General features: G+C 69.6%; 21 protein-coding genes. 10 read left to right on the forward strand and 11 right to left on the reverse strand.

Annotated elements, in window-relative coordinates:
• Positions 1-11: 11 nt before the first annotated feature.
• Genes INT51_RS07450 through INT51_RS07460 form a run of 3 tightly spaced genes read right to left on the reverse strand, consistent with a single transcriptional unit; the run spans position 12 to position 1,938 of the window.
• Complete coding sequence (locus tag INT51_RS07450) at positions 12-1,118, reverse strand: quinone-dependent dihydroorotate dehydrogenase (RefSeq protein ID WP_193104570.1); 1,107 nt, start codon at positions 1,116-1,118, stop codon at positions 12-14.
• Between the two features lie 17 nt (positions 1,119-1,135).
• Positions 1,136-1,579, reverse strand: a complete 444-nt coding sequence (locus INT51_RS07455) for a hypothetical protein (protein ID WP_193104571.1) — start codon at positions 1,577-1,579, stop codon at positions 1,136-1,138.
• Entirely contained in the window at positions 1,576-1,938 is a 363-nt protein-coding gene (locus INT51_RS07460; RefSeq protein ID WP_193104572.1) for a hypothetical protein, read from the reverse strand. The genes INT51_RS07455 and INT51_RS07460 overlap by 4 nt, the downstream gene beginning before the upstream one ends.
• A gap of 108 nt (positions 1,939-2,046) precedes the next feature.
• Here INT51_RS07460 and INT51_RS07465 point away from each other — a divergent pair, with 108 nt between their 5' ends.
• The 3 genes from INT51_RS07465 to sucB all read left to right on the forward strand — a co-directional run bounded on the left by INT51_RS07465 (position 2,047) and on the right by sucB (position 6,922).
• A complete protein-coding gene (locus tag INT51_RS07465) occupies positions 2,047-3,519 on the forward strand; it encodes a leucyl aminopeptidase (RefSeq protein ID WP_193104573.1) in 1,473 nt (490 codons plus the stop codon).
• A gap of 146 nt (positions 3,520-3,665) precedes the next feature.
• Positions 3,666-5,069 carry a dihydrolipoyl dehydrogenase gene (gene lpdA / locus INT51_RS07470; protein ID WP_193104574.1) on the forward strand — a complete coding sequence of 468 codons (1,404 nt, stop codon included), beginning with the start codon at positions 3,666-3,668 and terminating at the stop codon, positions 5,067-5,069.
• Between the two features lie 23 nt (positions 5,070-5,092).
• Positions 5,093-6,922 (forward strand): 2-oxoglutarate dehydrogenase, E2 component, dihydrolipoamide succinyltransferase, encoded by a 1,830-nt coding sequence (sucB, locus tag INT51_RS07475; protein WP_193104575.1) that lies wholly within the window; start codon positions 5,093-5,095, stop codon positions 6,920-6,922.
• A 109-nt stretch (positions 6,923-7,031) separates the two neighbouring features.
• On the opposite strand, the gene INT51_RS07480 is transcribed toward sucB, so the two are convergent.
• Entirely contained in the window at positions 7,032-8,522 is a 1,491-nt protein-coding gene (locus INT51_RS07480; RefSeq protein ID WP_193104576.1) for a hypothetical protein, read from the reverse strand.
• A gap of 81 nt (positions 8,523-8,603) precedes the next feature.
• Here INT51_RS07480 and lipB point away from each other — a divergent pair, with 81 nt between their 5' ends.
• From lipB to INT51_RS07495, 3 genes are all read left to right on the forward strand, one after another.
• Positions 8,604-9,302, forward strand: a complete 699-nt coding sequence (gene lipB, locus INT51_RS07485) for a lipoyl(octanoyl) transferase LipB (protein ID WP_193104591.1) — start codon at positions 8,604-8,606, stop codon at positions 9,300-9,302.
• 62 nt (positions 9,303-9,364) lie between these two features.
• Positions 9,365-10,387 (forward strand): lipoyl synthase, encoded by a 1,023-nt coding sequence (lipA, locus tag INT51_RS07490; protein ID WP_193104593.1) that lies wholly within the window; start codon positions 9,365-9,367, stop codon positions 10,385-10,387.
• Between the two features lie 32 nt (positions 10,388-10,419).
• Positions 10,420-11,160 (forward strand): DUF4191 domain-containing protein, encoded by a 741-nt coding sequence (locus INT51_RS07495; RefSeq protein WP_193104595.1) that lies wholly within the window; start codon positions 10,420-10,422, stop codon positions 11,158-11,160.
• 251 nt (positions 11,161-11,411) lie between these two features.
• On the opposite strand, the gene INT51_RS07500 is transcribed toward INT51_RS07495, so the two are convergent.
• Positions 11,412-11,846 carry an RDD family protein gene (locus INT51_RS07500; RefSeq protein WP_193104597.1) on the reverse strand — a complete coding sequence of 145 codons (435 nt, stop codon included), beginning with the start codon at positions 11,844-11,846 and terminating at the stop codon, positions 11,412-11,414.
• A gap of 181 nt (positions 11,847-12,027) precedes the next feature.
• Here INT51_RS07500 and glnA point away from each other — a divergent pair, with 181 nt between their 5' ends.
• Together glnA and INT51_RS07510 are read left to right on the forward strand one after the other, a co-directional pair.
• On the forward strand, positions 12,028-13,458 hold the full coding sequence (gene glnA / locus INT51_RS07505; RefSeq protein ID WP_193104599.1) for a type I glutamate--ammonia ligase: 1,431 nt from the start codon (positions 12,028-12,030) through the stop codon (positions 13,456-13,458).
• A gap of 157 nt (positions 13,459-13,615) precedes the next feature.
• A complete protein-coding gene (locus INT51_RS07510; protein ID WP_193104601.1) occupies positions 13,616-14,518 on the forward strand; it encodes an aminoglycoside phosphotransferase family protein in 903 nt (300 codons plus the stop codon).
• A gap of 4 nt (positions 14,519-14,522) precedes the next feature.
• On the opposite strand, the gene INT51_RS07515 is transcribed toward INT51_RS07510, so the two are convergent.
• The 3 genes from INT51_RS07515 to INT51_RS07525 are packed head-to-tail and all read right to left on the reverse strand — an operon-like array spanning position 14,523 to position 17,841.
• Positions 14,523-16,184, reverse strand: coding sequence for an ABC transporter permease (locus tag INT51_RS07515; RefSeq protein WP_226832071.1), 1,662 nt, complete (start codon positions 16,182-16,184; stop codon positions 14,523-14,525).
• A complete protein-coding gene (locus tag INT51_RS07520; RefSeq protein ID WP_193104603.1) occupies positions 16,181-17,146 on the reverse strand; it encodes an ABC transporter ATP-binding protein in 966 nt (321 codons plus the stop codon). The genes INT51_RS07515 and INT51_RS07520 overlap by 4 nt, the downstream gene beginning before the upstream one ends.
• The gene (locus INT51_RS07525; RefSeq protein ID WP_193104604.1) at positions 17,143-17,841 is read right to left on the reverse strand and encodes a TetR/AcrR family transcriptional regulator; all 699 of its coding nucleotides are present in this window, start codon (positions 17,839-17,841) and stop codon (positions 17,143-17,145) included. The genes INT51_RS07520 and INT51_RS07525 overlap by 4 nt, the downstream gene beginning before the upstream one ends.
• A gap of 113 nt (positions 17,842-17,954) precedes the next feature.
• Here INT51_RS07525 and INT51_RS07530 point away from each other — a divergent pair, with 113 nt between their 5' ends.
• Together INT51_RS07530 and INT51_RS07535 are read left to right on the forward strand one after the other, a co-directional pair.
• Positions 17,955-19,277 carry a sensor histidine kinase gene (locus tag INT51_RS07530; RefSeq protein WP_193104606.1) on the forward strand — a complete coding sequence of 441 codons (1,323 nt, stop codon included), beginning with the start codon at positions 17,955-17,957 and terminating at the stop codon, positions 19,275-19,277.
• Complete coding sequence (locus tag INT51_RS07535) at positions 19,274-19,897, forward strand: response regulator transcription factor (protein ID WP_193104608.1); 624 nt, start codon at positions 19,274-19,276, stop codon at positions 19,895-19,897. Before INT51_RS07530 ends, INT51_RS07535 begins: the two co-directional genes overlap by 4 nt.
• 28 nt (positions 19,898-19,925) lie before the next feature.
• Here the strand turns inward: INT51_RS07535 and INT51_RS07540 are convergent, their stop codons facing one another.
• The 3 genes from INT51_RS07540 to INT51_RS07550 form a co-directional block, all read right to left on the reverse strand.
• Entirely contained in the window at positions 19,926-20,852 is a 927-nt protein-coding gene (locus tag INT51_RS07540; protein ID WP_193104610.1) for a PD-(D/E)XK nuclease family protein, read from the reverse strand.
• Positions 20,853-21,011: 159 nt separating this feature from the next.
• Positions 21,012-24,122, reverse strand: coding sequence for a bifunctional [glutamine synthetase] adenylyltransferase/[glutamine synthetase]-adenylyl-L-tyrosine phosphorylase (locus INT51_RS07545; RefSeq protein WP_193104611.1), 3,111 nt, complete (start codon positions 24,120-24,122; stop codon positions 21,012-21,014).
• Positions 24,123-24,135: 13 nt separating this feature from the next.
• Positions 24,136-25,473 carry a glutamine synthetase family protein gene (locus tag INT51_RS07550; RefSeq protein WP_193104613.1) on the reverse strand — a complete coding sequence of 446 codons (1,338 nt, stop codon included), beginning with the start codon at positions 25,471-25,473 and terminating at the stop codon, positions 24,136-24,138.
• Positions 25,474-25,509 lie beyond the last annotated feature (36 nt).

The raw sequence follows: 25,509 nt of genomic DNA on the forward strand, positions 1-25,509 counted from the left end.
CAGTCAGGGCCTCAGCGGAGGGGTTCGAGCTCACGTGCCACCCGCCCCGGCCAGGACGGCCCCTCGAAGATCATCGCCGTGTAGCCCTGGACCAGATCGGCCCCGGCATCGAGCCGGGCACGGACATCCGCAGCAGTGGTCACTCCCCCGCAGCTGATCACCACGGCGTCGGCGGGGAGCTCTGATCTCAGCAGATGGAGCACCTGCTCCGAGCGCTGGGCGAGCACCGGACCCGAGAGCCCTCCGGCGCCGATGGTCTCGATGCGGGAGCGATCGGTGCGCAGGGACTCGGGACGGGCGATGGTGGTGTTGGTCGCGATCACGCCGGCCAGTCCCACATCGCTCACCAGGCGGGCGACGGCCAGGACATCGTCGTCGTGCAGGTCGGGTGCGATCTTGACCAGCACCGGAAGGGTTCGACGCAGACGACGCTGCGCCTGCTGGGCCTCGTCCAGGACGGCTTCGAGGATCGGCCGCAGCATGTCGACGGTCTGCAGGTCGCGCAGCCCCGGGGTGTTGGGGCTGGAGACGTTGATCGCGAGGTAGCTGGCATACGGGGCGAGGAGACGCGCCGAGAAGCGGTAGTCCTCCGCGGCGTCCTCGAGCGCCGTGACCTTCGACTTGCCGATGTTCACGCCGATCACGGCCCGCTGACCGCGCTCGGTCCGTCGTGCCACGGCCAGGCTCTTCGCGAGAGCCTGGGCGCCGTGGTTGTTGAAGCCCATGCGGTTGATCAGGGAGCGGTCCGGGATCAGCCGGAACGAGCGCGGCCGAGGATTCCCGGGCTGGGCCTTGGCCGTCACGGTGCCGACCTCGACATGACCGAAGCCCATGTCGAGCAGGGCCAGCGGGATCTCGCCGTCCTTGTCGAAACCGGCCGCAAGCCCCAGTGGACTGTGGTGCTCCGCGCCGAGCACCGACCGTGCGGGCCGGGGATCGCGCATCGGGTCGGGCGTCCCGAAACCGGCGCGCAGCAGGCGAGGGCCGCCGGGCAGCGAGTGCACGAGGTGCAGGCTGCGCACGGTCAGCCGATGAGCCTGCTCCGCATCGAGGCGGCTGAGGACGTGTCCGAACAGTGCCGCGTAGGGCCCGCGTCGAGAGGTGTCGTGGGTGGTCACGAGAACACCGTACGCGGTCAGCGGGCCGCGGCCGGCTCGGCCGGCTCGGCACGTCGCGCCCGGCGGCCCAGCACGATGTAGACCAGCGCCACGATTGGGAGCAGCAGCGGCACGTATCCGTACCCCTGCCCGTACCCCGACCACACGGTGTCATCGGCCAGCAGCGCGGGCTCCAGCACGCTGAGGGTCCCCACCGCCAGGACACCGACCAGCTCGATCAGGCACAGGACCACGGCGAGCGGAGAGCGGCGACCACGGCGCACCAGGGCCACGGCGACAGCGATATAGGTGAGTGCGGCGAGCAGGGAGAGCACATAGGCGACCGGCGCGAACGAGAAGTCGCGCCCCATCTGCACCAGGCTGCGGGCCGTGGCCGAGAGCGCGAACAGCGCATAGACGATGATCAGCACGGCTTCGAACCCGCGGGAACGTGGCCCGGACGGAGAACGGGGATCGGTCATGCGAAGCCTCCCGGCCAGATCTGGTGAAGTCTCATCAGCAGCACCACGGCGACCAGGGCGACCACGGCGATCACCAGGCTGCCCCAGCGGCTGCGCTCCCACAGTCCGACCCATCCGCCGCCGACCGTCATGGCCAATCCGGTCAGGAGGTAGCCGTACAGGGTGATGCGATCGCCGGGGTGCCCGCCGCCGAGGTCCCGGATCCCGAGCGCGATTCCCAGGGTTGTCCACACCACGGCGACCAGGGCGCAGGCCCCGAGCAGTACGAGATCCGCGTTCAGATCCCGCACCGCGTAGTAGACGCCCAGCAGCGTCGTCGCCAGACACACCACCGCTACCAGGATGCTCAACGCCAGCATCGACCTGCCTGTTCTGCTCGTGCGAGGGGACCGGCCCCTGGATCCGTCGTGCGCGGGAGCGCCGGTGGAGCGCGGACATCGGGTCCGAACCGCCTCTACGATAGAACCATGCCCTCCATTTCAGTTTCTGACGCATCCCTGCGCGACGTCGCTGCCGACGTCCTCGTCCTGCCGCTGCTGCCCGGTGCCGACGGCGCACCGTCCACCGTGCCCGACTCCCCCGAGATCTCCGAGGCCATCGCCGGTCTCGACGCCTCCGCCGCTCGCGGCGACGTCCACCGGATACCCTCCTACGGACTCGCGGCGGCGAGCTCGCTGCTGCTGGTCGGGCTCGGTGAGGAGGATCTCTCCGCAGCCGGCACCGAGGATCTCCGTCTCGCGTTCGGCGCCGCGACCCGCGCCCTGAGCGGAGTCGCCTCGGCGGCAATCGCTCTGCCCGGAGGAACTGCCGAGCAGCAGGCCGCGGCCCTCGAGGGCGCTGCGCTCGGGGCATACGCCTTCGCCGCGCACAAGACCGGGACCGGCGCGTCCGCCCCCAAGAACGCGCTCGGCGCCGTGACCCTCCTCAGTCGGGACGGCTCGGCGACGGCCGCCGCCGAGCGCGCCGCCGTGCTCTCGGAGATCGTCGACATCACGCGGGACCTGGTCAACACCCCGCCGAACCTCCTGTACCCCGCCGAGTTCGCCCGCCGAGCCGAGGAACTCGTCGCCGATCTCCCACTGACCGTCACCGTGCTCGATGAGACCCAGCTGGCCGAGGGCGGCTACGGCGGCATCGTCGGCGTCGGGCAGGGCTCGACCCGCCAGCCGCGCCTGGTGCGTGTGGAGTACGCCCCCAGCGGCGCCCGCAGCTCCGTGGCCCTCGTGGGCAAGGGCATCACCTTCGACACCGGAGGCATCTCGCTGAAGCCCGCCGCCGGGATGGACGACATGACCTCCGACATGACCGGCGCGGCCACCGTGCTGGCAGCGACCGTCGGCGCCGCCAAGCTCGGCCTCGACGTGAAGGTCACCACGTTCCTCGCCCTGGCCGAGAACATGCCCGGAGCCGGTGCGCAGCGTCCCGGGGACGTCGTCACCATGCGCAACGGGAAGACGGTCGAGGTGCTCAACACCGACGCCGAGGGCCGGATGGTCATGGCCGACGCCCTGGTCGACGCTGTGGCCGACGAGCCCGATCTGGTGATGGACGTGGCGACCCTGACCGGCGCCGCCGTGGTCGCGCTCGGCAAGCGCACGGCCGCTGTGATGGGTACCGAGTCCGCCCGCGACCTCGTCATGGAGGCCTCGAAGCTCTCCGGCGAACCGTTCTGGCCGCTGCCCTTCCCCTCCGAGCTGCGCGCCGATCTGACCGGTCGCGTGGCCGATCTGCGCAACATCGGCGACCGGCCGGGCGGCGCCCTCTCCGCGGGCATCTTCCTGGCCGAGTTCGTGGGGACGACCCAGTGGGCGCACCTGGACATCGCAGGGCCCGGCTTCGCCTCGGCGCCGCTGGGCTACATGGGCAAGGGTGCCACCGGCATGAGCGTGCGCACCGTGCTGCAGGTCCTCGAGGAGCGTGCGGCGGACGCCGGGAAGTGATCCACGCCGCGACTCGGCGCTGAACATCCCGTAGAGCGGGCCTGACGGCGCCGCCTGGTGCCCTAACATGGGACACGCAGGCGGCGCCGTCGGCCATTCGGGTCAGCGCGTGCCGCGGAGAAACGTACACACCGAGGAGCACACAGGTGGCTGACACATCCACTGACCAGTTCGACGTCGTGATCCTGGGCGGTGGCAGCGGCGGCTATGCGGCCGCGCTGCGCGGAGCCCAGCTCGGCCAGAAGATCGCCCTCGTGGAGAAGGACAAGCTCGGCGGCACCTGTCTGCATCGCGGCTGCGTCCCGACGAAGGCGATGCTGCACGTCGGCGAGGTTGCCGACGCCCCGTCCGAAGGGTCCGCACTCGGCCTGGACATCACGCTCAACGCCGTCGACGGCGCCAAGGTCCGCGACTACAAGGACAAGATGGTCGCGCGCCTCCAGAAGGGCGTCCAGGGCCTGGTGAAGTCGCTCAAGATCGAGTACGTCGAGGGCTTCGGCCGTCTCACCGGCCGCCAGAGCGTCAGCGTGGAGACCGACTCCGGGACCCGCGAACTGACCGCCAAGAACATCATCCTGGCCACCGGTTCGTTCTCCAAGACCCTGCCGGGGATCGAGCTCGGGGGCCGCTTCCTGGACTCCGAGGCCGCCCTCCAGCTGTCCGAGGTGCCGAAGAATCCGATCATCCTGGGCGGCGGCGTCATCGGCGTCGAGTTCGCCTCGGTGTGGAAGTCGCTGGGCGCCGAATCGGTCACGATCGTCGAGGGCCTCCCCCACCTGGTCGCCAACGAGGACGAGTCGCTGTCCAAGGCGCTCGAGCGGGCCTACAAGAAGCGCGGGATCACGTTCTCCCTGGGCATCTTCACCGAGAAGGCCGAGCAGACCGAGACCGGCGTGAAGGTCACCCTCACCGACGGCACCGTCTTCGAGGGGGACTACCTGCTGGTCGCGGTCGGTCGCGGCCCGGTCACCGCCGATCTCGGATACGAGGAGCAGGGCATCGAGATGGATCGCGGTTTCGTGCTCGCGAACAAGGAGACCCTGGAGACCAACGTCCCCGGCATCCATGCCGTCGGCGACATCGTCCCCGGCCTGCAGCTGGCCCACCGCGGCTTCCAGCAGGGCATCTTCGTGGCCGAACGCATCGCCGGTCAGAACCCCGCACCGATCATCGAGTCCGGGATCCCGCGCATCACCTACTGCGAGCCGCAGGTCGGCTCCGTCGGCCTGTCCGAGAAGCAGGCCAAGGAGCAGCTGGGCGAGGACGCGGTCGAGTCCTACGAGTACAACCTCGGTGGCAACGGTAAGTCCCAGATCCTCGGCACCACCGGCTTCATCAAGCTGGTCCGCGAGAAGGGCGGCGCGATCGTCGGCGTCCACATGATCGGCTCGCGCATGTCCGAACTCATGGGCGAAGCGCAGCTCATCGTCAACTGGGAGGCCCACCCCGAGGATGTCGCCTCCCTCATCCACGGCCACCCGTCGCAGCACGAGGCCCTGGGCGAGGCGGCACTCGCCCTCGCCGGCAAGCCGCTGCACGCCCACGCCTGAGCCCACCAGGAGGAGAAACCCCCATGTCTGAAACCGTGAAGATGCCGGCTCTCGGTGAGTCCGTCACCGAAGGCACCGTGACCCGTTGGCTCAAGGCCGTCGGTGAGAGCGTCGAGGTCGACGAGCCGCTGCTCGAGGTCTCGACCGACAAGGTCGACACCGAGATCCCCTCCCCCGTCGCGGGCACGATCGAGAAGATCCTGGTCGAGGAGGACGAGGACGCCGAGGTCGGCGCCGATCTCGTCCTCATCGGCGATGGATCCGGCTCGTCCGCGTCCGATGCGGACGATTCGGGTGCCTCGGCTCCCGAGGAATCCGCCGCCGAGGAACCTGCTGACCAGGGTGAGGATCTCGCCTCCGACGAGACCACCGCCCCCTCCACCGAGGAGGAAGCACCCGCCGGCGAGGCCGAGAAGCCGGGCGATGCCGCCGACGACGCCGATTCCGGTGCCAGCGGCGGAGCAGCCTCCGGCCAGGAGGTCACCATGCCCGCCCTGGGCGAGTCCGTCACCGAGGGCACTGTGACCCGTTGGCTCAAGGCCGTCGGTGAGAGCGTCGAGGTCGACGAGCCGCTGCTCGAGGTCTCGACCGACAAGGTCGACACCGAGATCCCCTCGCCCGTCGCCGGCACCCTCCTCGAGGTCCGCGTCCAGGAGGACGAGGACGCCGAGGTCGGCTCCGTGCTGGCCATCGTCGGGGATTCCTCCGGCGCCTCCGCCCCGGCCGAGGAGCCCGCTGCCCCGGCGCCCGCGGCGAAGGAGGCTCCCGCCCCGGAGAAGCCCGCCGAGCAGCCGAAGGCCGAGGCGCCGAAGGCTGAGGCCCCGAAGGCCCCGGAGCAGAAGTCCCAGGAGCAGAAGTCCCAGGAGCCTTCCGCACCCGCCGCTGCACCTGCCCCGAAGGCCGCAGACTCCGTCACCGGCGCCGAATCATCCGGTTACGTGACTCCGCTGGTGCGGAAGATGGCCGCCGATGCCGGAGTCGACCTCTCGAGCGTCTCGGGCACCGGCCTGGGCGGTCGTATCCGCAAGCAGGACGTCCAGCAGGCGATCGACGCGCAGAAGGCCGCTGCTGCGGCTCCTGCCGCCGCGCCGGCTGCCGCGGCTCCGACCGCGGCTCCCACGGTAGAGGTCTCCCCGCTGCGCGGGACCGAGGAGAAGATGTCCCGGATCCGCAAGATCACGGCGAAGCGGATGGTCGAGTCCCTGCACGAGCAGGCTCAGCTCACCACTGCGGTCGAGGTCGACATGACCCGGGTGGCCAAGCTGCGCGCCCGTGCCAAGGACGCCTTCGGCCAGCGCGAAGGGGCCAAGCTCACCTTCCTGCCGTTCCTCATGATGGCAGCGGTCGAGGGTCTGAAGACCTACCCGAAGCTCAACGCCACCATCGACGGCGAGGTCATCAAGTACGGCGCCGCCGAGAACATCGGCATGGCGGCGGATACCGAGCGCGGTCTGGTGGTCCCGGTCATCAAGAACGCCGGCGACCTGAACCTGGCCGGGTTCGCCCGTCAGATCGGTGACCTGGGCGCGCGGGCCAAGGGCAACAAGCTCGGCCCGGATGATCTCTCCGGGGCGACCTTCACGCTGACCAACACCGGCTCGGGGGGCGCCCTCTGGGACACCCCGATCGTGCCGAGCCCGCAGGTCGCCATCCTCGGCACCGGCACCATCACCAAGCGTCCGGCGGTCGTGCCGAACGCCGAGGGTGACGATTCCATCGCCATCCGCTCGATGATGTACCTGTTCCTGTCGTACGACCACCGCCTGGTCGACGGCGGCGACGCCGCCCGCTTCCTCACCTTCATGAAGAAGCGGCTCGAGGAGGGCGCGTTCGAGGCGGAACTCGGGCTGTGAGGCCCTGACGCCCTGACACGCCTCTTCGTCAGTCGGCGAGGCCGGTTCTCGTGAAGGGCCCGGTACCGATCTTCTCGGTACCGGGCCCTTCCGGTTCTGCGGGCCGACCTCAGCTCGCCGAGGCGTCGGTCATGGTGCGGGTGGTCTGCACGAGCCAGTGATCGCCGTCCCAGGCCAGTGCCAGCTCGACGACCGTCGGCTCCGTGGCGTGGACGACGCGGGTGGCCCCGTCGGCCTCGAACACCTCGTAGCTTTCGGTGGAGGTGGTCACCTGCAGCAGCGCCGTGCCGTCCGAGCTCGAGCCCTCGACCACGCTCGCCTCGTGGATCACCGGCCCTCCGCCCTCGATGGTGAGATCCGTATATGCGGCGCGCACCACCTCGTCCGCCGCGAAAGCAGGGCTGCCGGGCGCTGCGACCGGCTGCGTGGAGAGCCCTGTGACGTACGCGTGCCGGGATCCGGCGAGCTCGGCGGCCAGTGCCCAGGGGTCGGTGATCGTCGGCGCAGGAGCATCAGAGGCAGGTGACGTGGCCGCTGCCGTTGCTCCTGGCTCCTGCGGTGGTGACGAGGGCGTGACCAGCCAGGCACCGGCGCCGATCACCGCCCCGACCAGCAGCACGGTCCCCGCTGTCATGATCGCCGTCCGGCGGTTGCCCGGCGAGGACAGCACCTCGCGGATCACGTCGAGAGGAGCGGCGGGAACGGCACCGCTGTGCGGGACGAGTTCGCCGGCCCGAGCGCTCCGAGCACGCCGAAGACGGAATATCGACGGCGGCGGCACCGGTGGCGCGGCGACCGCCACGTGGGTGACGTCGTGATCCTCCTCGTCCGCGAGCTGGATCCCCTGGCCGTCCGGGTCCGTGGTCGCCATCGTGCCGATGCCGGAGAAGTCGGCCCGGACGTCGGACCGCTCGGGCGTCGCAGGCAGAGCACTCCCGGAACCGTCGCTCGGAGCAGGCCCATGGGGGTGGTGGAGGCGGCGGCGCAGCGTGCGCTCCTGGTCCTGCAGCACAGAATCCACCCAGCGGCGATCCGCCTGCCGGACCGTCAGCTCCTCCCCGGGGCGCAGGCCACTGAGGTCCAGCAGCACGACGCTGCCGTCGGAACGCCGCCCGATGCCCTCGCCCGGCGTCGCCCCGAGCAGCCAGCCCCGCTCGTGGAGCGCATCGACCAGGGCGTCGAGGTGATCGCGAGCGCGTCCGAGCGCCACCCGCTCCGCAGTCGCCGGGGAGCCCGACTCGGCCGCCCGGCGCCCGCTCCGGCGGTCCAGGGGTGGCGCGCCTTCGCGCACGTACCCCCTCTCCTCGATCGTGAGGACGCAGGGCGCGGCCGTGACCCCGGCCACCTCGAGGCTGGCCAGCAGGTGCATCTCCGCCCGCACGGCGTCATGACCGGCCGGCGTGAGCGCGTGAACCCGGATGGTCCCGTCGCGACCCTGCTGCTCGAGCAGCTCCTCGCGGCAGTCCACTCCCTGACGCAGGACCATCCGGTGAGTGCCCGCGGCACGCCGCGGGCCGGGGCCGGGCCGCGAGTGACGCGAAGGCTCTTCGCCCAAGGGCCCGGGCCCTTGGATGTAGCGCGCGTCGTCGTAGTCGTCCATAAGGCGAGTGAACCTCATCGTGCGCACGCACTCCGTCGGTCATCCACAACGCACAGGTCAAAGCGGGAGTAACCTGGGGTGGTGCTCGACGTGATCCGACTCGGTTTCAGTGAACCCCTCCCCGGCGGGGACCGCCATGAGGAGTTCGGCCTGCCCCCGGGACCGATTCAGTACCGCGCGGCGTGGGCCCTGCAGCGGGAGATCCATGCCGAGGTCGTGGCCGGGACCCGGCCCGACACGCTGCTGCTGCTCGAGCACCAGGCGGTGTACACCGCCGGCAAACTCACCGCCGATCATGAGCGTCCGCGCGACGGCGCCGAGGTCGTCGACATCGACCGCGGCGGGAAGATCACCTGGCACGGGCCCCAGCAGCTCGTCGGCTACCCGATCGTGAAGCTCCCGATCCCGATCGACGTCGTCGGGTTCGTGCGGGAGCTCGAGCGCACGCTCATCGACGCCTGTGCGCAGCTGGGTGTGCACACCGTCCCCATCGAGGGGCGCAGCGGCGTGTGGGTCGACCCGCAGGGCACCGAAGCGCGCAAGGTGTGCGCGATCGGTCTGCGGGTGTCGAAACGGGCCACAATGCACGGCTTCGCTCTGAACTGCGCGAACGACCTCTCCTGGGCGAAGAACGTGATCCCCTGCGGCCTCGACGATGCGGGCGTGACGAGCCTCAGTGAAGAAGCCGGACGCCGCATCGCGGTGGCCGACGTGATCGATGTCGTCGCGGACTCGATGACCGCACTCGTGGCGCACCGCACCTCCGCCCGCATGGGATGAGGCGCCCCGCACCCTGACCGCTCGATAGACTTCCCCAAACGTCGAATGTAGGAGGCATGAGGGTGACGACAGCTCCCGAAGGCCGGCGCATGCTGCGCATCGAAGCACGCAACGCCGAAGTGCCCATCGAACGCAAGCCCGAATGGATCAAGACCCGCGCCGTGATGGGTCCCGAGTACAGCGCGATGAAGAAGCGCGTGCACGGGCAGGGCCTCCACACCGTGTGCGAGGAAGCCGGTTGCCCGAACATCTTCGAGTGCTGGGAGGACCGTGAGGCCACCTTCCTCATCGGTGGCGACACCTGCACCCGTCGGTGCGACTTCTGCGACATCGCCACCGGCAAGCCGATGGCCGTGGACCCGATGGAACCCTTCAAGGTCGCCCAGTCCGTCAAGGAGATGGGGCTGCGCTACTCCACCATCACCGGTGTGGCGCGCGACGACCTCCCCGACGGAGCCGCCGGACTGTTCGCGCAGACCTGCCGCCAGATCCACGCCACGAGCCCCGGAACCGGGGTCGAGCTGCTGATCGACGACATCAAGGGAAACGGCGACGCACTCCACCAGGTCTTCGAGGCCGGGCCCCAGGTGTTCGGCCACAACCTGGAGACCGTCCCGCGGATCTTCAAGCAGATCCGCCCCGCCTTCCGCTACGAGCGTTCCCTCGACGTGATCACCCTGGCCAAGGACAACGGCATGATCACCAAGTCCAATCTGATCCTGGGCATGGGCGAGACCACGCAGGAGATCCTCGAGTCCCTGCAGCGCCTGCGCGACGCCGGCTGCGACATCATCACGATCACGCAGTACCTGCGCCCCTCGAAGCTGCATCACCCGATCGATCGCTGGGTCAAGCCCGAGGAGTTCGTCGAGCTCTCCGAGGCCGCCTACGAGATGGGCTTCCTCGCCGTGATGGCCGGACCGATGGTCCGCTCCTCGTACCGCGCCGGAAAGCTCTGGGCGCAGGCGATGAAGAAGCTCGGCCGTGAGATCCCCGAGAATCTCCGCCACCTGGATCAGAACCAGCCCGCCCGACAGGAAGCTGCGAGCGTCGTCGCCCGCAGCAATCAGGCCGCCGCGAGCTGACGCCCGCGCGCCCCCGAGAGGACCCACCACACATGGCCCGCAAGAGCGAGACCAAGCCCGCCAAGGGCAAGAAGAACGCCGACGGCAGCAAGAAGCCGGGGCGCTTCAAGCAGATGATCGAGGTGTTCAAGTACACCCAGGAGGTCGACCGCACCACGCTGCCCTGGATGATCGGTGCGCTGCTCGCCGCGATCGTCGCCGGCGTGCTCGTGAGCTGGCTTGTGGTCAACAGCCCCTGGTACGGCATCTTCCTGGGCCTCGCCGTGGGCGTGCTGCTCGCGATGCTGATCCTCGCCCGCAAGGCCGAGCGGGCCGCGTTCGGTCGGATCAAGGGCCAGTCCGGGGCCCCCTTGGCGGCGATGCAGTCGATCCGTCGTGGCTGGAACGTGAGCGACGAGCCCGTCCAGGTCGATCCCCGCAGCCAGAAGATGCTCTTCCGCGCCTCCGGCCGCGCCGGCATCGCAGTCGTCGCCGAGGACTCCTCCTCGATCTCCATGAAGCTGCTCGAGAAGGAGCGGCGCAACATTCGCCGTGTCCTCCAGCACGAGAATGTGCCGATCCACCAGATCGTCGTCGGGGACGGGGAGGGCGAGGTGCCGCTGCACAAGCTCCCCAGCCATATGACCCGCATGAAGAAGACTCTGACCAAGGACGAATCCGCTCAGGTGAGCAAGCGCCTGGCGGCGCTGCATCGTTCGATCCGGCAGTCCGTGCCCAAGGGTGTCGACCCCTCGCGCGCCCGCCCCAACCGCAAGGCGATGCGCGGCCGCTGACCCGCCGCTCACACCCGCATACGCAGCCCCTGCTCGGCCATACGGACCGGCAGGGGCTTCGTGCTGTGGGGAGATGCCCGCAGTCTGCCCCGCCCGCTCGAGATGCGGCCGTGACCTTCCTGTGTCCTGCGTGACCTTATCGTGACATAAGTCGTCGTCGCAGGTCAGAGCAAGATGCTGGGAAGGCTCGATGGAGAACGCGCAGGCTCGTCACGTCGTCGTGCACAGGGGCCGAGGCGCGTGAGGAGTGCTCAGATGGTGACCACGGCAGTGCCGGCGGCCGTGTCGTGCAAGGGCTGCCTGTCCTTGGTCCAGACGCATGCCGGCAGCAGCAGGAGCATCGCCCCGGTGCGCACCAGAGCACGCAGCACCATCGGGGTACGGCCCCTGACGGGAAGCACCCGCACCCGCAGGAGGAACTGGCCGGGAGTGGCCCCGAAGAAGCTCAGGAACAGCACGTTCACCAGCACGAAGAGGAGCAGGTTCGCCAGCGGATCGGAGTGGAACGCCAGGGCGGAGACGAGCATGCACAGTCCCCAGTCCAGGACCAAGGTGACGGGTCGGCGCCAGAACGGCGCGACGGAGCCGGGGCCCGCGGCAGGCAGGCCGAGGGACGAGCCCTTGACGTAGTCCGGTTCGCTCGGGACGCCTTCCATCCACGAGCCCAGATCCTTGCGTTCGATCACGTCCCCGACCTTAATGCGTGCATCTGGGAGCCGGGTCGCTCATCGGGTGCCGCGTGGGAGAGCGCATAAGCTTGACCTCACCCGAGTCCGGGCCTGAGCACGTTCACCGGTGCCCGAGACGGTGATCGCCCCACGGGGTCAGTCAGCACAACACGCACCTCAGGGTGTGGATGGAGGAGATGTGTTCAACAATCCCAGCGAGGTCGTGAAGTACATCGAAGAGGAAGGTGTCGAGTTCATCGACATCCGCTTCTGCGATCTTCCCGGCATCATGCAGCACTTCAACGTGCCGGCGAGCACGTTCGATGAGGAAGCGATCGCGACCGGGCAGCTGTTCGACGGCTCCTCCATCCGCGGTTTCCAGGCGATCCACGAGTCCGACATGAAGCTCGTGCCGGATCTGGAGACTGCGTATCTGGACCCGTTCCGTGAGCGCAAGACCCTCATCATCAACTTCTCGATCGTGGACCCGTTCACGGATGAGCCGTACTCCCGGGACCCGCGCACCGTCGCCTCCAAGGCGGAGGAGTACCTGAAGTCGACCGGCATCGCCGACACCGCCCTGTTCGCCGCCGAGGCCGAGTTCTACATCTTCGATGACGTGCGCTTCAAGACCACGGTGAACTCCGGGTTCTACAGCATCGATTCCGACGAGGCGGTGTGGAACACCGACCGCGACGAGTCCGAGTACGGCGGCAACAAGGGCTACAAGACCCGCCTCAAGGGCGGTTACTTCCCGGTCCCGCCGAACGATCAGATGGCCGATCTCCGTGACGAGATCTGCGCCGTCCTCGAAGAGACGGGCCTGCAGGTCGAACGCGCCCATCACGAGGTCGGCACCGCCGGGCAGCAGGAGATCAACTACCGCTTCAACACGCTGCTGCAGGCGGCGGACGATGTCATGAAGTTCAAGTACGTCGTCAAGAGCACCGTATGGGACGCCGGCAAGACCGCGACCTTCATGCCCAAGCCCTTGTTCGGTGACAACGGCTCCGGCATGCACACCCACCAGTCGCTGTGGAAGGACGGCCAGCCGCTGTTCTTCGACGAGCGCGGCTACGGCGGGCTCTCGGACATCGCGCGCTGGTACATCGGTGGCATCATCGAGCACTCCCCCTCGCTGACGGCCTTCACCAACCCCACCGTGAACTCGTTCAAGCGTCTCGTGCCCGGCTTCGAGGCCCCGGTCAACATGGTCTACTCGGCCCGCAACCGCTCAGCCGCGATCCGTATCCCGGTCACGGGCGCCTCGGCGAAGGCGAAGCGCGTCGAATTCCGTGCCCCCGATCCCTCGGCGAACCCGTACCTCGCATTCGCCGCGCAGCTGATGGCCGGCATCGATGGCGTCCGCAACCGCATCGAGCCGCCGGAACCGATCGACAAGGACCTCTACGAGCTCCCCCCGGAGGAGCACAAGCAGATCAAGCAGCTGCCGGAGTCCCTCGGCGCGGCGCTGGACGCCCTCGAGGCCGATCACGACTTCCTCACCGAGGGTGACGTGTTCCCCGAAGACCTCATCTCGACCTGGATCGAGCTCAAGCGCACCACGGAGATCGATCCGTTCCGCTACCGCCCGCACCCGCACGAGTTCGAGCTCTACTACGACATCTGAGCCATCTGAGTCATCTGAGTCATCTGAGATGGCAGATGAGATGACAGAGCCACCAGAGTCGAGCTGAGTTCGACGACGGCCGGCCCGGTTCTCGCCTCTCGAGGCGAGTCCGGGCCGGCCGTTCGCGGTGTCGTACCCGGCGCGTAGCCTCAGCGGTATGGAGACGCCACCCCTCGCGGACGTGCTGGGCTCCTTCGGTCTGATCGCACGAAGCACCCTTGGAGATAGAGCGATCGGGCGGTCCGGGGCCGACGTGATCCCCTGTGCGACCACGGACGGCCAGGAAGTCGTCCTGAAGCTCACGAGTCGGCAACCTGCCCACCTGGGCGAGCAGGCGTTGCGCGAGCTGACCGTCTACGTCGACCTGGCGTCGCGACTGGCGCTCCCCGCTCCGCGGCTGCTGGCCCACCGGGTCGAACCGACCTGGGTCGCGATCGTCCTGGAGGCCCTGGCCCCGCTCCCGCCGGTCGAGGATTGGGGCTCCTCGCGATGGGTCGATCTCGCCACGACGCTGGCGATGCTCCATCGCCCGGGCGACCCCGTTCCGTCCGTGATCGGCCGCCTTGTGGGCGGGGACGATATCTCGTCGGCTGAAGTCGTGCACACCGCTGGGAGGCTCTGGGGCACCGCAGATGCTGCCGCCCGGGTGCAGAGGCTGCTCGAGGACATCACCGACGTGGAATCCGCAGCAGACGAGGGGCCGCGCTCGTTCATCCATGGCGACTGCCACGCGGAGAACGTGATGGCCTCGGTCGACGGCAGCCTGTCGCTCATCGACTGGCAGTCAGCTCGCATCGGAGCGTCGGCTGCGGATATTGCCTTCGCCCTCACCCGGGCGATCCCGACCGGGGCCGTGGTCCCTCGCCACGAGGCAGTCTCCTGCTATTGCGCCGTCGCCCAGGTGGAACTGGACACCACGGATCGACAGATCTGCGCCCTCCAGCTGCTCACCCTGGTCCGGCAGTATCCGGCGTACGTGGACTTCCTGCCTCCGGAGGGGATCGGACGGCTCCGGGCAGGCCTGGCCGAACTCGAGGACCGATGGCGACGACTGCGGTGACGCGTCACCCCGTGGTCAGGTCCCTCCGTCGCAGGGCCAGCAGGCCGATGACGGTCAGCAGAGCGGCAAGGGCGCTCATCACCAGCAGCGGGGCCACGTCGAGGTCGGCATCGGGTACGAGGGGCACATGGTGCAGCGGCGAGAGTCCTCGCAGCGCGTCGGGCAGGCCCAGCAGGTCACCCAGATAGGTGTCGACCGCAATCCAGATCACCAGGATCCACGCTGCCCCGGCCAGGCGCAGTCGGATCCCGTACAGAGCCATCGTGAGGCCTCCGGCCAGCGCAACGGCCGGAAGGTAGGCGAGGGCGGCGAGCGTCATGTCGGCGAGCCACACGGCCTCCCCTGTCGCCAGCCCGGCTCCGAGGCCCACACCGAGGCCGAGCAGCACCTGCACAGCGCTCACCTCGAGCGCGACGACCAGCAGCCACCACAGCGCCGTGCCGGTGCGCGAGCGCCCGGTGAGCAGGATGCCGGAGAGCCGACCCTGCTGCTCCTCGGAACGGAGTCGGAGAATGCCCGCGACGAGCAGCCCGATCGGCCCGAGGGCGAGCATCTTCAGCACATAGGCGGCGAAGGACGAGGTGAGGTCCTCCAGGTCGAGGGGGACGAGATCGCCGAAGGTGGGAATCTCGGAGATCATGTCCTTCAGCGAATCGGCCAACGTCCCGAAGGCGACGGCGAACAGGAACAGCCCGATGGCCCAGGCAATCATCATCGGCGTGACCAGACGCCGAGCCAGGCCCCCGGGCGTGAGCAGGACGCGGGACGCGTCGCCGGGTCCGGGCGTGGCCGGCCGCAGCCCGGCCCCGACGTCGCGCCGTTGCGCGAGCACCCCCGCAAGGACGAGCAGGGCCACGATGACCGCCACCGAGATCGCCAGTGGCCACCAGCGCAGATCCACATAGACGCGGGTCTGCTGGGCCCAGGCGAGGGGGGAGAACCAGGAGAGCCAGGAGCCCTGCGCGTTCAGGACATCCCCGATGCCGCGCACCATGAAGGCGAGGGCGAGAGTTCCGAGCGCGAGGCCCGAGGCTCCCCCGGCGTGCTCGGTGAGCTGGGCTGTGACGGCTGCGATCGCGGCGAAGACGAGTCCGGTCAGGGTGGTCGCGAGCCCCATGGCGCAGCTGCTCGCGAGCGGACCGCCGGTGGCCAGCAGCGCCACCACCACGGCTGCCCCTACCAGGAGGTTCGCGACGGCGACGACGATCAGGCCGGCTGCGGGCGCGGAGGATCGCCCCACCGCCAACGAGCGGACCAGCTCGAGCCGCCCGGCCTCCTCCTCGGCTCGGGTGTGACGCACCGTGAGCAGCACGCTCATGATCGCGGCCGCGATGAGCACGTACAGCATCAGTTCATTGGCGACCATCGCCCAGAACGTGTAGTCGTCCAGGGCGAAGGCCGGTCCGGTCATCATCACGGCGGAGGGGTTCGCCAGCAGCCCGGCGCGGGCATCGAGGGACTGCTGATCCGGGTAGACGCCTTTCATCGCCCCGACGGAGCCGGCGACCGAGAGGCCCATGGCGAGGGTCCAGATGATGATCTGGCGCCGTGAGATCCGCGCGTACAACCGCAGCAGGCCCCCGAGGCCGGTGAACGGGGAGGCCGGCGCGACCTCGCGCAGATGCGTGTGCGCGGTGGCGCGGCCAGGGGTGGCCGACGTGGTCATCGCGCGTCTCCGGTCTCCGGAGCTGATCCCTCGCGCAGATCATCGCCGTAGTGACGCAGGAAGAGGTCCTCGAGGGAGGGGGGTGTGATCGTGAGGTGACGGGCGTCCAGGGTGGCGAGCCTGGCCAGCACGTCGTGCACAGCGGCGTCGTCCACGTCGAAGCGCAGGCGGCCCTCGTCGATGGCGAGATCGTGGACACCGCTCAGCGCTGCCAGCGTCGAGGGGTCGCCGTCGATGGCGGCGGAGACGGTGGATCGGGTGAGATGGCGCAGCTGCGCCAGGGTCCCGCTCTCCACGTCACGCCCGGCCCGGATGATGGTGACGCTGTCGCAGAGGCTCTCGACCTCGGCGAGGATGTGGCTGGACAGCAGCACGGTGCGACCCTTCGCGCGCAACTGGCGCACCTCATCGGTGAAGATCGCCTCCATGAGCGGATCGAGTCCGGAGGTCGGCTCATCCATCACGTAGAGATCGACGTCCTTCGACAGGGCCGCGACCAGGGACACCTTTTGTCGGTTGCCCTTGGAGTAGGTGCGGCAGCGCTTGGTCGGGTCCAGTTCGAAGCGCTCCATGAGCTCGTCGCGACGGCGGCGATGCGCCGGGCCCCTCTCGCCGCGTGTGAGCACGTCGATCGCCTCTCCCCCGGTGAGGGTCGGCCACAGGTCGGTGTCCCCGGGGACGTAGGCGAGCCGACGATGGATCTGCACGGAGTGCGACCACGGGTCCATCCCGAGCACCTCGACGCGGCCCGAGCTCGCCTTCAGCAATCCCAGCAGGATGCGGATGGCTGTCGACTTGCCGGCGCCGTTGGGACCCAGGAATCCGGTCACCTGGCCCGGGGGCACGCTCAAGGAGAAGCCGTCCAGGGCGCGGGTGGCGCCGAACGTCTTGGTGAGGTCGCGCACGTGGATGCTCCGGGCCTCGCTCGAGGTCGAGCTGTCGGTCGCGGCGGGGGTGGTCATGAGGGGGCCTCCGGGGTGGAAGGGACGGATTCCGGGCGGGGAGTCGTGCGGCGGGCTGATCTCCGGTCCTGCGCGCCGCTGCCGGCGCTCAGGTATGCCGTCAGCAGGGTGCGGTCGGTCAGCAGAGGCACGCTGTAGAGCTCGAGCAGCGGGCCGATGATCCGATCCGAGCGGGCCCGCAGCCAACCCGGGAGTTCTGCCAGGTCGAGATGGTCGCGCTGGGCCGGGAGCTGGAGCAGAAGGGCGCCCAATGCCATCTCGGTGAGCACCTGGGCGCGGCCCTGCGGATCCCGGCTGGGGCTGATGGTCCCGGCCCGTTCCCCCTCCGCCAGGTACTCGACGGCATCGGCGGCGAAGTCGTCCACGAACTGCCCCGCCTGGGGTCCGCCGGCCTGGAGTCGGCGCAGCACATAGCCGACGACGGAGGCGTACTTCTCGGTCTGTGCGAGCTGTGCGAGCAGCTCCCCGGATCCTCCGGCGAGCATCGCGGCCTTCTCGCGCCGTGTGACCTCGAGCGTCCGGAGGTCGCATGCTCGCAGGAGCTTCTCGCGGGAACCGTAGTGATGGATGATCAGGCCCGCGCTCACGTCCGCGTCCGCGGCGATCCGGCGCAGCGGGGCCGCAAGGCCATCGGCTGCGAAACGTCGCAGGGCGGCCTGCAGGATCCTCTCGTCGGTGGAGACCATCTCGTGCATGGGGCTCCCTGGGGACAGCGACACCCGTGTCGCGACTGAACAGCCGTTCAACAGGCTATACGCGTGTTCAATCGGCGGCAAGAGGCCGGGGCGAACCGGATAGGGTCGCGGGTATGAGCGATCAGGCGACGACGGCTCGGCCCGAGGAAGGACTCGACGCCGATCTCACCCCCACGCCGTTCGCGGCCTCGCTGCGCTGGGCTGTGCATGCCCTGGTCTATCTCCTGGTCGCGCTGGTCGCCGGCATCGCTCTGGCCCCGCCGTCCTCCGGGCGCGGCTGGATCACGGTCGCGCTGCTCGTTCTCTTCGCCGCGGTCTACTCGATCGGTGCCCGTCGGGCGCTGAGGCACCGCGCCGGCCCCGACGGCTCCTGGAGCGCTCTGGCCTATCTCGGACCGAGCACAGCGATCTGGGCATGCACCTTCGCGCTGGGCCCGGAGACGGTGTGGGTGGCCTTCGGCCTGGACTTCGCGGTGCTCTACGCCCTGCCCCTCGTGGGCGGGCTGATCGCGCTCGCCGTGGTCACTGCCATCGGTGTCCTCGGATTCACGGCCTGGTCCCAGGACGTGGCTCCCGGGGAAGTGGCAGGGCCGGTGATCGGGGCGCTGGTGGCCCTCGCCGTGGTGATCACGGTGCGCGCCCTGCAGCGTGAAGTGGACCGTCGCACTCGGCTGGCCCGTCAGCTCGCCACGGCCCGCGACACCATCGCCGAGCAGACCCGGGCCGTGACCACCGCGGCCGAGCGGGACCGCATCGCGCGGGAGCTGCATGACACGGTGGCGCAATCGAACCTGTCGATCCATCTGCTGTTGGACGCGGCTGATTCTGCGCTGGATCGCCACGACCTCGACGAAGCCCGCACCCTGGTCCAGGAGGCCCGAGCCGCGGCTGCTCGCACCGGCATGCAGACCCGCCGCTTCGTGGACGCCGCGGACCCCGACGTGCCCTCGGGCGCGGCTCTCCGGACAGAGCTGCATCGCCTCGTCGCCGACGCCGCGAAAGTCGGCCGCGCCCAGGTCGAGCTGCGCGACGAGATCGAGGACGACGAACTGGAGGCCCTGCCGCGCAGCACCGCCCGTGCCGTGCTGCGCCTGGTGGAGTCGCTGTTGGCCAACGCGACTCAGCACGCCGACGCCACCCGCACCATGGTGACGCTCGGGGTCCACGGGAGGCAGGTGCTGCTGGACGTCGTCGACGACGGGCGGGGATTCGTCCCCGAGCAGGTGGCCGGTTTCGGCCTGCGATCAGCGCGCGCACGGGCAGCGTCCGTCGGCGGCAGCCTGCTGATCGAATCCGCACCCGGCCACGGCACCGCCATCCAAGTGGTGATGCCGTGGCCGATGGAGAGCGCCCGCGTCGATGAGGACGGCGGGCCCGCGGCGCCCGTCCTGTCGACACCGTCGCCGAGCGACACGACCTTCGAGGAGGCCCCATGATCCGAGTGCTGCTGGCCGATGACCACGCGATCGTGCGCCGGGGACTGATCGCCGTCCTCAGCGGTGAGGCGGAGCTCGAGGTGGTCGGGGATGCCGCGACCCCACAGGAAGCGGTGCTGCTGGCCCGCTCGACCGCTCCGGACGTCGTGCTCCTGGATCTCCAGTTCGGCGTGGGCCAGGAGCGCGGCACGGACGTCATCCCCGCCCTGCGCGCGGTGCCCTCGCCTCCCGTGGTGCTGGTGCTGACCACCTATGACAACGATCAGGACGTCACCGCCGCCATGGATGCCGGGGCGGGCGGGTACCTGCTCAAGGACTCCCCGGCCGAGGAGCTGGTCTCCGCGGTGCGGCGGGCGCACGACGGCGCCGGAACGGTTGATCCGCGGATCTCGCAGCGGCTGCGTGAGCGCAACACCGATACCGCTCTGTCCACCCGCGAGCTCGAGGTGCTCACCCGGGTGGCCGCCGGCCGCACCAATGCCCAGATCGCGACGGATCTGTTCCTCTCGCAGGCCACGGTGAAGACCCACCTGGTCCACGTCTTCGACAAGCTCGCTGTCACCAGCCGCACGGAGGCGGTCGCCACGGCCCGTGCCCGAGGGATCCTGCGGCCCCAGTGATCAGCCGGCGTCGGATGCCCGGACCGGTTCAGTCGAGCGCGTCCATCCCGCTCTTCACGCGCAGCAGGGACAGCAGCAGATCCTTGGGACCGGAAGCCGCACCCAGCGCGCATTCGTCGGGCTCGAACGACCAGGAGCTGCGCAGGGAGCGGAACACCTCGAACTCGGCATCGCCGGTGCGCAGCGGTACCGCCTGATACCCCCCGGCCTCGGGAAGATGAATGATGAACGCCCCGGTCAGCTCCGGCATCTCACGCTCGGTGCCGTCGTCGTCCAGGAGCTGTTCTGCGCGGCAGACCGCCACCCCCTGCAGCGCATAGTCCCCCCGCACCTTCTTCGAGGTCTTGATGTCGGCGCTGAGCATGGTGTTGCCGATCCGCACGATCGCATCCGTGGTCCCCGCGTAACCCACGGTGTGGTTGACGACGGTCTGCTCGATCTCGACGAACTCGGGCTGGTAGTCCTCGAGGAAACGGCCGTACCCATCCAGCCGGACATCAGCCCGGGCGATCAGCGCCTGCGGGTCGTTCTGGTCCTTCTGGGTCGCGAACGCACCCTGGGCGGCGCGCATGCTCTCGGCGATCTCGACGATCTCGGCGCCGCTGGGGCGGGCACCGCTGGTCCCCCACAGCTCGCAGGCGGCGTGGACGAGGGTGCCGAAGTCTGCGGCAGAGCGGGTGTACTCGGGCGCCGCCGCGGCGATGCGCTTCTGGGTTCCCCAGGTGTCGCGCGAGACCCGGGAGATCTCCGCTGCGGCCCGATCGGGATTGCGGTTCAGCCAGGCGTACATCTCCAGGGCACGCTTGGAGGCCATGGTCGCGTACCAGCCCTGCAGGTGGTCCTTGGCCCGCATCCCCGCGACCGTGGTGATGGACGGATACAGGAGGGGGCCGTCGGGCTCGAGTCGGTACATTCGGCCGCGCGGAGTGTCGGCGCTGAGCTTCGGGGTGGTCATGGCTCCTCGGGCGACTGCGGCGCGGTCGGTGACAGGGACGAGAAACACGGTACGTCCCCTCAGGGCCCTGGGCGCGCTGCGCGGTCCGGACGCGCCGGAGGTCACGTCCGGGTCCCCGAGCAGAACCTGCTCCTCACCCGCCCGATTGCGCCGTCGCAGTCACTCCTCGGCGCCGAAGATCAGACGCTCGGCGATCAGCCGGGCGCGACGCGTCAGGCGCAGATACCTCTCCTCGAGATCCGAGGCGGAGGAGTCGTCCCCGTCGACCAACCAGGCCAGGGCGAGCAGATCGCTGCGGTCCGAGGGGAGCACATCCGCCTCGCGGCCCTTCCACAGGAACAGGCCTCGGCGGATCTGCCAGGCCAGGGCCCAGGCCTCCGAGAGCTCCTGCGCCTCGCGCAGGGAGATGACATCCGCCTCCGCGGCCGCCTCGAGCTGGCTGAGGGTCCGGGTAGTGCGCATCCCCTCGACTTCATGGGCATGATCCATGGCCAGGATCTGGGCACTCCATTCGACGTCGGTCATGCCGCCGCGTCCGAGTTTGAGCTGACGCGAGGGGTCCGCGTTGCGCGGCAGGCGTTCGGATTCGACCCGGGCCTTCATCCGCGTGATCTCGCGTCGCGCCCCTTCGTCGAGTCCGCCGCCCGGGTAGCGGTGGTGGTCCATCTCCGCGATCAGCTGCGCGGCGACAGCTTCGGAGGCCACGACGGGTCTGGCGCGAAGCAGCGCCTGCTTCTCCCAGGTCTGGGCGTCGCGCCGGTAGTAGTCGGTCCACGCCTCGATGCTGCGGGCGAGCGGGCCCATCTTGCCCTCGGGTCGCAGATCGGCGTTGACCTTCATGTCCGCGCCCGCGGCGGGAGCATTGAGGATCCGCTGCGTCTGGGTCGCCACGGCGATCGCGATCTCCCCGGTGGCTTTCCCCGCGCCACGGTCGATCGCCAGGAACTGGACGTCGGCGTCGGAGGCGTACCCCATCTCGCGGGCGCCGAAGCTGCCCATCGCGAGGATCGCCATCTCCACGCCGAGCGCCCGAGCCGGGTCGGAGCGTCGCTCGCGCAGTCGCCTGGCGGTGTCCACGTCGATCTCGTCCACGCTGTCGAGCGTCTCGGTGTCGCCATCGGCGACGTCACGCTCGACCGCGACAACATGGAAGGCCACGAGCAGGCCCGCCTCGAGGACCGCCTCGGCGAGGTCGGTGAGCGCCCGTGCAACCTCACGTGGGGCCGATACCCCGGTCAGGTGCGCCAGGGCGATGCGCAGCAGCTCCCGACTGCGGGTGCGGCGCAGCACGTCGCGCGCCACCTCGACGGAATCGACCCGGGAGATGACGGCGAGGAATTCCCGGCCCAGCACGTCGCGGGACAGTGGCCGCAGATGCTCGTCGCGGGCGAGCCAGCGCACCGCCTCCGGGATCTGCTCGAGCTGCTCGCCGACGAACCGGCTGGCGGACAGGACGCGGGTAAGTCGCTTCGCGGCGAGGCCGGAGTCCCGCAGCAGCCCCAGGTACCAGTGGGCCGAGCCGATGGTGTCGGAGATCCGGCGGAAGGAGAGCAGTCCGAGGTCGGGGTCGATGCCGTCGGCGAACCATTCGAGCATGGCCGGCAGCAACTGACGCTGGATCTTCGCGCGCCGCGAGATGCCTTCGGTCAGTGCCGAGATGTGACTGAGCGCCCGAGCCTCATCGCGGTAGCCGATCGCCGCGAGGCGCGCCTTCGCGGATTCCGGGCTCAGGGTGATCTGGCCGTCGCTGAGTGTCGACGAGGTCACCAGCAGCGGCCGGTAGTAGATCTCTTCGTGCAGCTGGCGCACTCGGCGCCGGGTGCGGTGGTACTGCTGGTGGAACTCATCGGGGGTGAGGCCCATGGTGCGTGCCAGGCGGCGCAGGTCCGCGCCGGAGGTGGGCAGCACCTGGGTGCGGCGCAGCCGGTGCAGCTGCAGACGGTGCTCGACGCAGCGCAGGAAGCGGTAGGCGGCATCCATCTCCACGACGTGATCGCGGGAGATGTAGCCGCCCTCCCCCAGCCGCGCCAACGACTCCAGCGTCGAACGGCTCTGGAGGCGGTCGTCGGTGCGCCCATGGACCATCTGCAGCAGCTGCACGGTGAACTCGACATCGCGCAGCCCGCCCGGGCCCAGTTTGATGTTGCGATCGACCTCACCGCGCGGGATGTGCTCGACCACGCGGCGGCGCATCGCCCGGGAATCCTCGACGAAGCGGTCGCGGGTGGAGGCCTGCCACACCCAGGGCTCCACCATGCCCTCGAAGTCCTGCCCGAGCTCGAGATCGCCTGCGGCGGCGCGGGCCTTCAGCAGCGCCTGGAACTCCCAGGAGTGCGCCCACTGCGAGTAGTAGCGGCGATAGGAGTCCAGGGTGCGCACGAGCGGCCCGTCCTTCCCCTCGGGACGAAGGTTCGCATCGACCTGCCAGAGAGACCCTTCGGACGTGCGATCCGAGCAGGCCCGGGCCAGCTCACGGGCCAGGGCCGAGCCGATCGTCACCAGCTCCTCCTCCGAGTCGTCCTCGGTCGGGGCACCCGGAGCCGGGGCGACCACGTGCATGACGTCGACGTCGGAGATGAAGTTCAGCTCGCGGGCACCGGTCTTGCCCATCGCGAGCACCGCCCAGCGAACCTTCTGCTGTCCGTCGACGGCGGCCCGGGCGATCGCGGCGGCCGCATCGAGAGCAGCGTCGGCGAGGTCGCTGATCGCGACCGACACCCGCGGTTGCAGCGCCATGGGTGAGGGTGCGACGACGTCCGCCGCCGCGATCTGCACCAGCCGCTGGTGATAGGCCACGCGGAGCGCATCGCGCATCTCCCGGGCGCCGTCGGCGGCGACCGGCACCTCGGCCTCGGGATCCGCCCCGACGGCTCGCAGCAGAGCCTCACGCACTGCGGCGGCCGACAGGGACAGTTGATCGTCCCCGTCCCGCAGCGCCTCCAGGCACTCCGGGTGGCGGGCGAGGAAGTCCCCGAGGGCGACCGAGGTCCCGAGCAGTCGGATCAGTCGGTCCCCATGGCCCCCGGTGGTCCCGACGGAGGCGAGGAAATCGTCCATCAGGACCGCGTGCCCACCCTCTTGGGCGGATTCGGCAAGCCGCAGCAGCCCCAGCACCGCATCGTCGCCGTCGGCCGTGGCGCCGAGTCTCGCAGCGGCCCCTCTCCCGAGGGCGGACAGCACCGGTTCGGACAGGAAGCGGTGCACCCGGTCGGTGCGGCTGAATCCGAGGCGGGCGAGAGCACCCGTCGTGGCGGGCGGTTCGGTCGTCATGGCGCTGCTCCCCTCAGACCCTGCTGAAGGTGGAGGCGAGCTCGTGGTCGGTCACCTGCTCGCGGTAACGCTGCCATTCCTGCTGTTTGTCGCGCAGGAAGAACTCGAAGACCTGCTCGCCGAGGGTGCTGGCCATCAGCTCAGAGCTCTCGAAGTTCTCGAGCGCGCGGAAGAGGTCCGTGGGCAGGGGCTCGATACCCATCGCACGGCGCTCGCGTTCGGAGAGGTCCCAGACCGCATCCTCTGCGCCTTCGGGCAGCTCGTACTCCCCTTCGATGCCGGCCATCCCCGCCGCCAGCAGGACCGCGAGCGCGAGATACGGGTTCGCCGACGAGTCCAGCCCACGGAACTCAACCCGAGAGCTGGTGCCCTTGGTGGGCTTGTGGAAGGGGACCCGAACCAGCGCCGAGCGGTTGTTGTGGCCCCAGCAGATGTAGCTCGGGGCCTCCTGCGCGCCCCAGAGACGCTTGTAGGAATTGACCCACTGATTGGTCACCGCGCTGTACTCCGGGGCGTGGCGCAGCAGGCCCGCGATGAACTGCCGGCCCGTGCGGGAGAGTCCGTATTCGGCGCCCGGCTCATGGAACGCGTTCTTGCCGCCCTGGAACATCGACAGGTGCGTGTGCATGCCGGAGCCGGGGTGCTCGATCATCGGCTTGGGCATGAAGGTCGCGACCTGCCCCATGGACAGGGCGACCTCCTTGACCACCGTGCGCAGCGTGACGATGTTGTCCGCCGTGGTCAGAGCGTCGGCGTAGCGCAGGTCGATCTCGTTCTGGCCGGGCCCGTTCTCGTGGTGGGAGAACTCGACCTGGATGTTCATCGCCTCGAGGTGCTCGATGGCGGCCCGGCGGAAGTCCTGGCCCTGCCCGCGGTGGACATGGTCGAAATAGCCGGCGCTATCGATCGGGCGCAGTCCCTCCCCGCGCCGGTACGGCTCATCGAAGAGATAGAACTCGATCTCGGGATGGGCGAAGAATTCCAGCCCCTTCTCCTCGGCCCGGCCCAGGGCCTCGCGCAGCACGCGGCGCGGATCGGAGGCGGCAGGCTCCCCGTCGGGGGTCAGCACATCGCACATCATGCGACCGGTCGCATTGGTCTCGCCGCGCCAGGACAACAGCTCGAAGGTCGAGGGATCCGGGCGCAGGAGCATGTCCGACTCGTAGCTGCGGGTGAGGCCCTCGATGGTGGAGCCGTCGATGCCGATGCCCTCGGTGAACGCGGTCTCGAGATCGGACGGCGAGATCGCGATGGACTTCAGCGTCCCGGCGATGTCGCAGAACCACAGGCGGATGAACCGCACGTCGCGATCGGAGACCGTTCGGATGACGTCGTCGTGGAGATGTTCCATGGCGCCCAGTCTGCCTCAGCATGTCCCGTCCCACGA

Source organism: Brachybacterium sp. FME24 (assembly GCF_014897705.1).
GTDB lineage: Bacteria > Actinomycetota > Actinomycetes > Actinomycetales > Dermabacteraceae > Brachybacterium.

Bases quoted from the DNA above. Each gene is read 5' to 3' on its own strand.
- INT51_RS07455 (WP_193104571.1), bottom strand. From the start codon at position 1,579: ATGACCGATCCCCGTTCTCCGTCCGGGCCACGTTCCCGCGGGTTCGAA.
- INT51_RS07550 (WP_193104613.1), bottom strand. From the start codon at position 25,473: ATGGAACATCTCCACGACGACGTCATCCGAACGGTCTCCGATCGCGAC.
- INT51_RS07545 (WP_193104611.1), bottom strand. From the start codon at position 24,122: ATGACGACCGAACCGCCCGCCACGACGGGTGCTCTCGCCCGCCTCGGA.
- INT51_RS07520 (WP_193104603.1), bottom strand. From the start codon at position 17,146: ATGACCACCCCCGCCGCGACCGACAGCTCGACCTCGAGCGAGGCCCGG.
- INT51_RS07540 (WP_193104610.1), bottom strand. From the start codon at position 20,852: ATGACCACCCCGAAGCTCAGCGCCGACACTCCGCGCGGCCGAATGTAC.
- sucB (WP_193104575.1), top strand. From the start codon at position 5,093: ATGTCTGAAACCGTGAAGATGCCGGCTCTCGGTGAGTCCGTCACCGAA.
- INT51_RS07465 (WP_193104573.1), top strand. From the start codon at position 2,047: ATGCCCTCCATTTCAGTTTCTGACGCATCCCTGCGCGACGTCGCTGCC.
- INT51_RS07535 (WP_193104608.1), top strand. From the start codon at position 19,274: ATGATCCGAGTGCTGCTGGCCGATGACCACGCGATCGTGCGCCGGGGA.
- INT51_RS07510 (WP_193104601.1), top strand. From the start codon at position 13,616: ATGGAGACGCCACCCCTCGCGGACGTGCTGGGCTCCTTCGGTCTGATC.
- INT51_RS07530 (WP_193104606.1), top strand. From the start codon at position 17,955: ATGAGCGATCAGGCGACGACGGCTCGGCCCGAGGAAGGACTCGACGCC.
- INT51_RS07495 (WP_193104595.1), top strand. From the start codon at position 10,420: ATGGCCCGCAAGAGCGAGACCAAGCCCGCCAAGGGCAAGAAGAACGCC.
- INT51_RS07460 (WP_193104572.1), bottom strand. From the start codon at position 1,938: ATGCTGGCGTTGAGCATCCTGGTAGCGGTGGTGTGTCTGGCGACGACG.
- INT51_RS07515 (WP_226832071.1), bottom strand. From the start codon at position 16,184: ATGACCACGTCGGCCACCCCTGGCCGCGCCACCGCGCACACGCATCTG.
- INT51_RS07480 (WP_193104576.1), bottom strand. From the start codon at position 8,522: ATGGACGACTACGACGACGCGCGCTACATCCAAGGGCCCGGGCCCTTG.
- INT51_RS07525 (WP_193104604.1), bottom strand. From the start codon at position 17,841: ATGCACGAGATGGTCTCCACCGACGAGAGGATCCTGCAGGCCGCCCTG.